We start from the raw sequence: 6,647 nt of genomic DNA, 5'->3' as shown, positions 1-6,647 counted from the left end.
CCAACGCCTGAAAGCGATCGAGCGCCGCAACAAAAACAGGCCACGTGGTGGCCCGAAAACCGCCGCCAAGGCGCCCGCACCCCAGGGCATTCCCTAATCACCTTGACTTCGCTAATCCCGCGACGCATCATTCGATATAAATCGATTCGCACGAAAACGATCTTGCAACCACCAGATCACCCCGGTTCGAAGGACCATCGAACCAGACTTCACCACCTGTACCGAGGATCACCATGACCGAAAAACTTTCACTCTGGGAAGCCGCCAAACGCGAGATGGAGGAGTACCAGTTCATAGCCGGCGCCGAGCTCCAACCCAAATGGGACGTATCCGAAAAGATCGCCATCAACGCCGCCGTATCAGGCCGCTTCGAAAGCACCACCTCACTCGCCGAGTACGTAGACGCGGCATCCAGCGTCATCGAAGCCGGCGCCTGCGGCGTCCACATCGACTTCTCCTTCATGACCGACGAGAAGGGTCGCCGCCTCGACCGCGACATCCCCCCCGTCGAGGCCTATTCCGCCGTTCTCGAGCCGCTGCGCGCGCGCTTTGGCAACGACTTCGTGCCGAATCTGAACGTCCTCAACGGCTCGTCCTTCGATGAATGCGTGAGCCCGGCACGCGCCGGCCTGACCGAAGTCGCTCCGTGCGCGCCAGGCCACCCCGACGCCTTCATGGTGCCCGCCATCACCGAACTCGAAGCCACCGGCGTCAAGCCGGAGCTGGCCGTCCACAGCTCCGGCGAGATCGAACTCGCCAAGCGCAAGCTCATCGATACCGGCATCCTCAAGAAGCCCTATAACTGGCTGATCCTCTACGGCCTGCCGTTCAACGTCGGCCGCACCCTCGTGTCCGGCACCTGGGTCAGCAACGCCCAGGACATGACGAAACACCTGTTCCTGATGGTCGACCAGATCCGCCAGATCGATCCGACTTCGGTCATCAGCGTCTGCGCAGCCGGCCGCGCAACGCTCTACATGACGACGCTCGCCACGATGATGGGCCTGCATATCCGCATCGGCACCGAAGACACGCCGTGGAAGTATCCGAACAGCGACGAGCGCCTCAAGGACAATCTGGAGATGTTCAACATGGCGCGCGACATCGCCGGCCTGCTCGGCCGCACGCCGGCCTCGGCCAATGAGTACCGGGCACTGGTCGGCAAGCCGGCCCGCAACTGAAACGCGCGCGCAGCCATGCCCGCGCTAGCGGACAACGGCGCAGGCATGGCATCGCATGGCACCCACAAGGCAACCATCGGCTTGAGCCCCGACGATTCAATCAAGGAGACCTGAGTTGGAAGCGAAACTTCAGCAGCTACTCGATGAAGCGGAGATTCGCCGCGTGCATCTGCGCTATTGCCGCGGCATCGACCGGATGGACTGGGATCTCGTGCGCTCGTGCTATCACCCCGATGCGATCGACCGGCACGGCGCGTATGACGGCGGTGTCGAAGGCTTCATCGACTGGGCCGCCGAATTGTTGCCAGGCTTCGAATCGACGCAGCACTTCACCGGCAACCAGTACGTCGAGGTCCACGGCGATGCGGCGTTTGCCGAGCACTATGCGCAGGCCTTCCATCGCACGAAACCCGATGGCGACAAGCCCGCGATGGACTGGGTCGTGAACATCCGCTACGTGGACCGCATGGAGCGGCGCAACGGCGAATGGCGCATTGCCGATCGGGTGGTCGTGCTCGACTCCCAGCGGTCGGACCCGGTTCCCGATGATCTCGCGCCGCTCGAGAATTTCACGGTCGGGCGCCGTGACAAGCAAGACCCGTCGTACCCATACCGGATCGCATGACGCGTGCCGGCTCCGCCGGGCCGGCCGTCGAATTCAGGCGCTCGAGGTTACGGCATTCATCTGAAGCTTGGAGGAAGCAATGGAAAAGAAATATCGTGTCGGTATCGTCGGTCTGAGCCCCGAGCGCGGTTGGGCAGCAATGGCCCATATCCCGGCCTTGCAGGCCTTGTCCGGCGTCTTCGAGCTCGCCGGTGTGGCGAATACGAGCCTCGCGAGCGCGCAGGCCGCGGCCGCCGCATTCGGCATCCCGCACGCGTTCGAAAACGCCGCGGCGATGGCCGCTTCGCCGGACATCGACATCGTCGTCGTCACCGTCAAGGTTCAGCACCACAAGGAAGTCCTTTCGGCGGCCCTGCGGGCGGGCAAGAGCGTGTACAGCGAATGGCCGCTCGGCAATGGGCTCGAAGAGACCCTCGCGCTCGCCGAACTCGCACGCGAGCAAAAGGCCCTGGCCGTGGTTGGCGCGCAGGCGCTCGCCTCCCCCGAGGTGCAATTCATCCGCCAGCTCGTTGCGGACGGCAAGATCGGCAATGTCCTGTCTTCGACCTATGTCGGGTCAGGCGTCAGCTGGGGCGACGAGGTCCTGCAAGGCGACGCCTACGCGATGGACAACCGCAACGGCGCCACCCTGCTTTCAGTGATCGGCGGGCACGCGATTGCGGCGATCGATGCCGTGCTGGGCCCGATCGACCAGATCGACGCCGTGCTCTCGCAGCGCAGGCCAACCGTGCGCGTCATCGAGACCGGCGAAGCCGTCGAGATGAAGACGCCCGACCACCTCATGGCGAATGCGATTCTGCGCTCCGGTGCGCCGCTCTCATTCCAGCTTCGCGGTGGCGTGCCGCGCGGGACGAAGCTGCTGTGGGAAATCAACGGCAGCGAGGGCGATCTGCGCATCACGGCCAGAAATGAATACGTCCCGGCGATCAACATCTCGCCCTTGCGTGTCGAGTTCGGACGCAAAGGCCAGGACGGCTGGGAGGAGCTCGATGTCCCCGATCCGTTCCCCATCGATGCCGGCGATGCCGTTGCGGCGCGCAATGTCGCCGGCGTGTACCGCCTGCTCGCCGACGATCTGCGTCATGGCACGCGCTCGGCGCCCAGCTTCGATCACGCGTGCGCACTTCACGAGGTGCTCCACGCAATCGAGCAGTCGAGCGAAACGGGCAAGCGGGTCAAGGTGAACGCGTAGTTCGGCTTCGCCGCGCACGCGCGTGTTCTTGCGTGAGCGGGGCCGGTTAGCGGGTTGTCGTCACGCGATCCATGCGCGTGGGAAGGAGAGGATCATGGCTAGCGCAGGAAAGTCGTTGCATGCGATGGTGGAGCACTGGCTGGCCCCCACCTCGATGGACACGGTGCATGTGGTCGAATTCAAGAACCAGCGCGCACGGCGGCAATGCTACGTGTGCGTCGAAGCACGCAGGGCCGCCGGCACCGCCGCCATGTTCTTCTTTCGTCACACGGACGGACTCTGGTCCATTTTCCCGCCGCGCCGGGAGCGCCCGGCCATGCGCGTGGTGTGAGCGCAGCCACGCGCCGGCGCCGGTGTGGCGAGAGCCGGCCGGCGCCTAGTCGATCGCGGCGTCGCCCCTGGACATCAGGGTCAGGTTCGCTTCGATCTGGTGCATGACCTTCCAGAAGACCTGGAGATCCTTCTCCGAGATGCCTTCGAGCGACGCCACAATCATCTCGGTGAGCCCGGGTAGCAACGCCTCGACAACGCGTCGTCCTTCGTCCTGCAAGCTGACGTAGTATTTTCTTCTGTCCATGGGGTCGCGCGTGCGTTGCACGAGCTTGCGCTTTTCCATGCTGTCGAGCGCCGGCACGGCCGTGGTCGACGCAATGCCTACGCGCTTGCTGAGCTCGAGCTGGTTCAACTCGCCACGTTCGGCCAGCACCCGCAGATAGAACCAGTGCGCGGCCGAAATTCCCTCCTTGTCCAGCACCTTCTGGGCTTCGGTCTCGTAGAGGCGGTACAGCGTGCGTGTCATCCATGGCACGGTGCGGCCGCGGTCGTCAAAAACGGCTGCGCGGCGGCTATCGTCCGCTTCCAGCGCCTCGAACGCGTCGCCCACTTGATTCGAACTCAACTTTGACATGACCATTCCTCAACTGGAGTCATCCAGCCGTCAGCACACGCCAGGCGCCCGATACAGGACATTCCCTGGAACGCTTGACATTGTTTATCCCACAACACATTATCCTACATGAATCGATCTTAATTGGAATCATCTCTTCAAAGATAATCCGTTTCGTGACGATCATACAGCATGTGAAAAATGCATGTGCAAACAGGACAAGCGCTATGGGCACTGATACGACGGCAAGCTGGGATCTCGAAGTCGACGTGATTATTCTGGGGGCCGGCGCAGGCGGCATGTCGGCGGCCATCGTGGCGAAGAACGAGGGCCTCAAGCCGCTCCTCCTCGAAAAAACGGACCAGGTCGGCGGCAGCTCCGCATGGTCGGTCGGGATGATGTGGTTCGTCGATAGCGCGCCGATGCAGGAGGCGGGCTTTCAGGATTCCTTCGAAAAAGCGCGTCGATATTTTGCGGCGACCGTCGGCACCACCGTCGGCAGCCCGCTCCAGGAAAGCTACATCACCCAGGGGCGGGTCGCGCTCGATTACCTGGTCCGCCATTCCGGGCTCGAGGTCATGGCGGTCGATTATCCAGACTATTATCCGGAGTTCGATGGCGGCATGTTCGGGCGGGCTCACGCCCCGCTCGAGTTCGACGGGCGAGAACTCGGTGCGCATTTCAGGGACCTGCGCGCACCGCTGCCGGCATTCGCGCCCTTTGGCGGCATGATGCTCGACCTGCTGGACTTGAACCACTTCCTGGCCTTCACGCGCTCGTTCAAGTCGTTCGCGCATGTCGTGAAGCGTTTCGCGCGCTACGGCAAGGACCGCCTGAGCCATCACCGCGGCACCCGCCTCGTGGGCGGCAATGCGCTCATCGGGCGTCTGTACAAGACGATCCTCGATGAACAGATTCCGGTTTGGCTACGCGCTCACGCAACGCGGCTCATCACCGAAAACGGCGCGGTGATCGGCGCCGAAGTCATGCGCGATGGCCGCACGTCTCGCGTGCGCGCACACCGTGGCGTCGTTATCGCGACGGGCGGCTACAACGGCAACCTCGAAATGCGGCGCGAGCATTCGCGCCAGCCAACGGTCGAACTCGGCCTCGGCTTGCCGAGCAACGTGGGCGAAGGCATTCGACTCGGCCTTGCAGCCGGCGGCCGGCTCGACCACAACGGGCTCGACACGGGCTACTACGTGCCGGTTTCGCAGTACAAGAATGAGAAAGGCACGACGCTGTGGGGCCACTTCATGCTCGATCGGCCCAAGCCCGGCTTCATTGCCGTGAACAAGGAAGGCAAGCGCTTCACGAATGAAGCCGCGTCATATCACGCCTTCACTCAAGGGATGTTCGATGCGGGCGCGATCCCCGCGTTTCTGGTCGCCGACGCGGCGGCCGTGAAGAAGTACGGCATTGGCGTCATCCTGCCGGGCATGTCGCTGCGCCGCTATGAGGCGTCGGGCTACCTCTTGAGCGGCAAGACGCTCGCGGAGCTCGCCGCGAAGGCGGGTATCGATGCCAGCGGCCTCGCGCGCAGCGTCGCGCGCAATAACCAGTTCGCGCAAACGGGTGTCGACGAGGACTTCGGCAAGGGTTCATCGGCCTATAACACCTACAAGGGCGATCCCACTCACACCCCGAACCCGTGCATCGGTCCGATTACGCAGGGGCCTTTCTATGCCGTCAAGCTGATGCCCGGCGACTTCGGCACCAGCCGCGGTCTCGTGACGGGTCCCAACGGCGAAGTCCTGGACAGCAACGACCGTCCGATTCCCGGCATCTTCGCCTGCGGTAACGACATGAACTCGCCCGTTGGCGGCCACTACATCGGCGCGGGCATCACGCTGGGACCGGCAATCACGTTTGGTTATCTGGCGGCCATGGCGCTGGCAAAGGGCAGCGGCCAGGCGCAGGCGAGTCAGGCTTCCGTGGCCGCTTCTTCAACGTAATGGAGGACGCGGCCGTCGACGCGCGCGATCGAGCCGTGAACGAATCAGTCGACGACCGAGTCGCCCTGGGCGATCTGCACCAGGTTGGTTTCGATCCGGTGCATGACCTTCCAGAACACGCGCATGTCTTTCTGCGAGATGCCGTCGAGCGATGCCGAAATCATGTCGGTGAGCTCGGGCAGCAATTCGTCGACGAGGCGCTTGCCTTCGTCCAGGAGCTGGACGAAGTACTTGCGCCGGTCGTTGGGATCGCGCACCCTTTTCACGAGGCCGCGCTTCTCGAGGTAGTCGAGCGCCGGGACCGCGGTCGTCGACGCGATGCCTACGCGCTTGCTGAGCTCGAGCTGGTTGATCTCGCCGCGTTCGGCCAGCACGCGCAGGTAGTACCAGTACGCGATTGGAATGCTCTCCCGGTCGAGGAGCTTTTGCCCCTGCGCATCGTAGAGCCGGTGTATGGTTCGTGCGATCCACGGAACGGTTCTGCCGCGATCATCGAATACATCCGATAGCCGTTGCTCTGATGCTTCCGCTACCTTCGGAGCGGCGGCGGCTGCCTTGACTGCGGACGAATTGGGTTTGGGCATTCACTCATTCCTTGGCATGGGACCGGGCCATCGGTCGGTACTATCGGTGCAAATCGAATCAGCCAAGGTGAAATGATACCGCAGTCTTTGTATGCCCTCTATGGACGGCGGGCGCACGCGCGCCGTCATTGCATCAAGCCATGACATCAGGGCCTGCTCACGCTAATAACAGGCCCATCCAGGTCGCCAGGAAACCGCCATCGCCCATTGCCTGGTTTCCCTAG

7 protein-coding genes are annotated in these 6,647 nt (G+C 63.2%); 5 read left to right on the top strand and 2 right to left on the bottom strand.

The genetic code is table 11. From position 1 onward, the window contains the following. The first annotated feature begins 233 nt into the window (after positions 1–233). The 4 genes from BO1_RS47795 to BO1_RS47780 all read left to right on the top strand — a co-directional run bounded on the left by BO1_RS47795 (position 234) and on the right by BO1_RS47780 (position 3,329). Entirely contained in the window at positions 234–1,181 is a 948-nt protein-coding gene (locus tag BO1_RS47795) for a 3-keto-5-aminohexanoate cleavage protein (RefSeq protein ID WP_028223637.1), read from the top strand. Between the two features lie 115 nt (positions 1,182–1,296). Continuing rightward, positions 1,297–1,806: a nuclear transport factor 2 family protein gene (locus BO1_RS47790; RefSeq protein ID WP_028223636.1), complete on the top strand. Its 510-nt coding sequence runs from the start codon at positions 1,297–1,299 to the stop codon at positions 1,804–1,806. A 79-nt stretch (positions 1,807–1,885) separates the two neighbouring features. Next, positions 1,886–2,998, top strand: coding sequence for a Gfo/Idh/MocA family protein (locus BO1_RS47785; protein WP_028223635.1), 1,113 nt, complete (start codon positions 1,886–1,888; stop codon positions 2,996–2,998). Between the two features lie 94 nt (positions 2,999–3,092). Then, positions 3,093–3,329 (top strand): hypothetical protein, encoded by a 237-nt coding sequence (locus BO1_RS47780; protein ID WP_028223634.1) that lies wholly within the window; start codon positions 3,093–3,095, stop codon positions 3,327–3,329. Between the two features lie 45 nt (positions 3,330–3,374). Here BO1_RS47780 and BO1_RS47775 read toward each other — a convergent pair whose 3' ends face one another. Then, positions 3,375–3,905, bottom strand: coding sequence for a MarR family winged helix-turn-helix transcriptional regulator (locus BO1_RS47775; RefSeq protein WP_028223633.1), 531 nt, complete (start codon positions 3,903–3,905; stop codon positions 3,375–3,377). A 206-nt stretch (positions 3,906–4,111) separates the two neighbouring features. Between BO1_RS47775 and BO1_RS47770 the strand changes: the two genes are divergently transcribed. Then, positions 4,112–5,839 carry an FAD-binding protein gene (locus tag BO1_RS47770; protein WP_028223632.1) on the top strand — a complete coding sequence of 576 codons (1,728 nt, stop codon included), beginning with the start codon at positions 4,112–4,114 and terminating at the stop codon, positions 5,837–5,839. Positions 5,840–5,883: 44 nt separating this feature from the next. Here BO1_RS47770 and BO1_RS47765 read toward each other — a convergent pair whose 3' ends face one another. Then, positions 5,884–6,423, bottom strand: coding sequence for a MarR family winged helix-turn-helix transcriptional regulator (locus BO1_RS47765; RefSeq protein WP_028223631.1), 540 nt, complete (start codon positions 6,421–6,423; stop codon positions 5,884–5,886). Positions 6,424–6,647: the final 224 nt, after the last annotated feature.

It is taken from the genome of Paraburkholderia oxyphila NBRC 105797 (assembly GCF_000685075.1).
Lineage (GTDB): Bacteria > Pseudomonadota > Gammaproteobacteria > Burkholderiales > Burkholderiaceae > Paraburkholderia > Paraburkholderia oxyphila.
The sequence above is the reverse complement of the archived record's forward strand: the minus strand, read 5'-3'. Positions and strand labels throughout refer to the sequence as shown.

Excerpts from the sequence above, each read along its gene's own strand:
- BO1_RS47775 (WP_028223633.1), bottom strand. The coding sequence starts at position 3,905 with ATGTCAAAGTTGAGTTCGAATCAAGTGGGCGACGCGTTCGAGGCGCTG.
- BO1_RS47765 (WP_028223631.1), bottom strand. The coding sequence starts at position 6,423 with ATGCCCAAACCCAATTCGTCCGCAGTCAAGGCAGCCGCCGCCGCTCCG.
- BO1_RS47770 (WP_028223632.1), top strand. The coding sequence starts at position 4,112 with ATGGGCACTGATACGACGGCAAGCTGGGATCTCGAAGTCGACGTGATT.
- BO1_RS47795 (WP_028223637.1), top strand. The coding sequence starts at position 234 with ATGACCGAAAAACTTTCACTCTGGGAAGCCGCCAAACGCGAGATGGAG.
- BO1_RS47780 (WP_028223634.1), top strand. The coding sequence starts at position 3,093 with ATGGCTAGCGCAGGAAAGTCGTTGCATGCGATGGTGGAGCACTGGCTG.
- BO1_RS47785 (WP_028223635.1), top strand. The coding sequence starts at position 1,886 with ATGGAAAAGAAATATCGTGTCGGTATCGTCGGTCTGAGCCCCGAGCGC.